We start from the raw sequence: 2,720 nt of genomic DNA, 5'->3' as shown, positions 1-2,720 counted from the left end.
CGGCGGCCACATCGAGCGCCTGATTGGCACGATGATGGGGGCAATCCATCTGCTCCCGGGCACGACGTCGAGCGACGTCGCTGCACGCGGCGCATATGACTCGCAAAAACACGCCGCGCTGACACTCGACGAACTGGAACGATGGCTTGGCCTTGAGATCGTCGGCCGTTACCACGCCGAAATCCATAGGGGATTGGGCCTGCCACCGATCACCGCATGGGGCGATGCGATGGCGGCACGACCGGAAAAGCTTCGCCTGCCGCATGATGCCGAGCGGTTTCTTCAGGATTTTCTGCCGTTCGAGGAGCGCAAAATTCGCCGCGACGGCGTGCGCCTTTTCGGGCTTCGCTATTGGGACGACGTGCTCAGTCCATGGGCCGGGAGGCTTTCACGGCGGCTATGTGTCCGGTACGATCCTCGCGATCTGTCCACCGTGTTCGTGGAGGGACCGGACGGCACCAATTGGCCGATCCGGGTTGCGAACCTCAGCCGGCCGCGCATCACGCTCGGCGAGCAGCGAATGGCCTGCTCGATCCTGAAGGAGCGCGGCGTCAAGGCGACAGATGAGCAGCTGATTTTTGCGACGATCGCCGAGCAACGCACGTTGCTCGAGACAGCGGTGCGGGACACAAAGGCCGCACGGCGCCACAGCGAGCGTCGTGACCGGTCGCTTTCGGCGGCATCTGGCGGTGTCTTGTCCGCGGCGCCGGTGGGACCGGCCGAGGATCTGCAGGGCGATCTGCCTCCGCTGGTGGTGGAGGAATGGTCTTGAGCGAACATAACCATCTTCTGCCAGGGCTACCGAGTTCATGCTGCATTAGCAGACGATGAGCGTATCGCCTGGATAAGGGCCGATCGGTGGCTCGAAACCGCGCGGGCAAGCGCGGCTCTGGCGAAGCTCCAGGACCTGCTGTCCTATCCGCAACGCGATCGCATGCCATGCCTGCTGCTGTACGGCGACACGGGAATGGGCAAGACCAAGATTATCCGGAAGTTCCTGCGCGACCATCCGGCCAAGTTCGATAGCGGCACGGGTGTGACCACGATGCCGGTCGTCGCCATGCAAATGCCCGCCGAGCCGTTGGAGCGGGATGTATACGGCGAGTTACTCAACGCGCTTGGCGCGCCCGGTCCTACGAATGACAGCAGCTATCGCCTGAAGGAGGTCTGCCGCAGCCTTTTGCGCTGGATGAGTGCGCGCATGCTGGTCATTGATGAGATCCACGCCATGCTGGCCGGCAGCTTCCGTCAGCAGCGGATCTTCTTGAACGTCATCCGGTTTCTGGCCAACGATCTGAAAATTCCGCTGATCTGCGCCGGAACCGACCTGGCAAGGCAGGCGCTTTTGACCGATCCGCAGCTGGCCGAACGCTTCGAGGCCTTCCATCTTCCGCGCTGGTCCGATGACCGTCATTTTGGGCAGCTGCTGTCCAGCCTGGGCAGCATTTTGCCGCTGCGCCGGCCCTCGGAACTGGCAACGGCCGCAATCCGCCGCCGGGTGCTCGAAATGACCGACGGCGTGACGATGCGCATTTTCCGTCTAATCGAGACGGTGGCCGTGGAAGCGATCCGCGACGGCAGCGAGCGCATTGACGAGGGCAGTTTCACATCCGACGGTCTGGTGCTGCCGCTGGTTGCCATGACGCTCGAAGCTGAACGGCAGTTGCAGCGGCGCATCATGCGGTGAACGTGCCGCTATTCCTTCCGATAGCACCGCGCCCGCTTGAGGACGAATTGCTGTCCTCCTGGCAGGAGCGTGTGGCATGCCGCTACGGGCGCGCGGTGCTGGAACTCGAGCGCTGGCTCGAGCCGCGCACCACTTGTGCCCCCGCAATCGGCTTCGAGCAGCGTGATTTCCGGCCGCCCACGGCTGTAGTCGAGCTCTGGGCGCAGGCCTGCCGCCTGCCGGCCAGCTCGCTCGCGGGGATGGCGCTCTCGCGTCGCGCGCGGCCGCTGGCGTGGGATGTCGCGGACCGGTCTCACGCAGGCGTTTGTCCTGCCTGTCTGGACCAAGATACCGCGGACGATGGCGACCACTACGTGCGTCGCGCGTGGTCCCATGTCGAAGCGATGGTATGTTCCCGGCACCGGCAAAGGCTACGGGATTTTTGCGGACGCTGCTTCGGCAGCGCCGGATTTCGGTTTCACGAGCTTGCGGGAAAAGCCCGCCTGGTCTGCATGACTTGTTTGACCGTTGTATCATCATGCCGGGAAGCCGACCGAGCGGAGCCGCAAAAGACCGGGTTCCTGACGACGCTTGCCGATATCGTCACAGCCGTTGTCGCTGGCGACGCCGGCAGAGGCCCGTCGCCGGAAGAAATCATGCGGGCAGCTAAGCTGCTGTGGACCCCGTCGCAAGCTGACGACAAGCCATTCATCGCATGGTCGGGTCTCGGCCTGCCGAAGGGAGGTCATGGTATGCCGGCGCAGCGGACTGCCCCGCTCGCCACGGCTGCCCTTACCTGGCGCATAACGACCTTGATCGCTATTGCGCAGCTTCTCGACCTTGCCGGTGCCAGACGGCGCTTCGGGCCGCCACCGCCCTTCGTGTTCCAGGCGTTCGCGGCCGAGCCAGAAAACGCATCACAGCCCACGTTGGGCTCCGCCGTCCGGCAATCCAAAGAGACCGGAAAACCTGCAACGAGGCTCGAGCTGCGCTCGAATGCGGAGTACCGCTCCTTGGCGGAGGCGATCCTGGCGAGCCCGGACTGGAACTGTCC

At 64.2% G+C, this 2,720-nt stretch carries 3 protein-coding genes; all 3 read left to right on the top strand.

The genetic code is table 11. The annotated features are described in order from the left end of the window. Nucleotides 1-772: Mu transposase C-terminal domain-containing protein (locus tag EOA23_RS33415; protein ID WP_189341811.1), on the top strand; the 772-nt coding region annotated here is incomplete at its 5' end. Nucleotides 773-778: 6 nt separating this feature from the next. Then, nucleotides 779-1,687: a TniB family NTP-binding protein gene (locus tag EOA23_RS33410; protein WP_127307194.1), complete on the top strand. Its 909-nt coding sequence runs from the start codon at nt 779-781 to the stop codon at nt 1,685-1,687. A gap of 47 nt (nt 1,688-1,734) precedes the next feature. Continuing rightward, nucleotides 1,735-2,720, top strand: a 986-nt coding sequence (locus EOA23_RS33405; protein ID WP_189341810.1) for a TniQ family protein, incomplete at its 3' end; no start/stop codon positions are given.

The sequence above is a fragment of the Mesorhizobium sp. M2A.F.Ca.ET.042.01.1.1 genome (assembly GCF_003997405.1).
Classification (GTDB): domain Bacteria; phylum Pseudomonadota; class Alphaproteobacteria; order Rhizobiales; family Rhizobiaceae; genus Mesorhizobium.
Note: the sequence above shows the minus strand (reverse complement) of the source record. Positions and strands in the feature narration are given on the sequence as shown.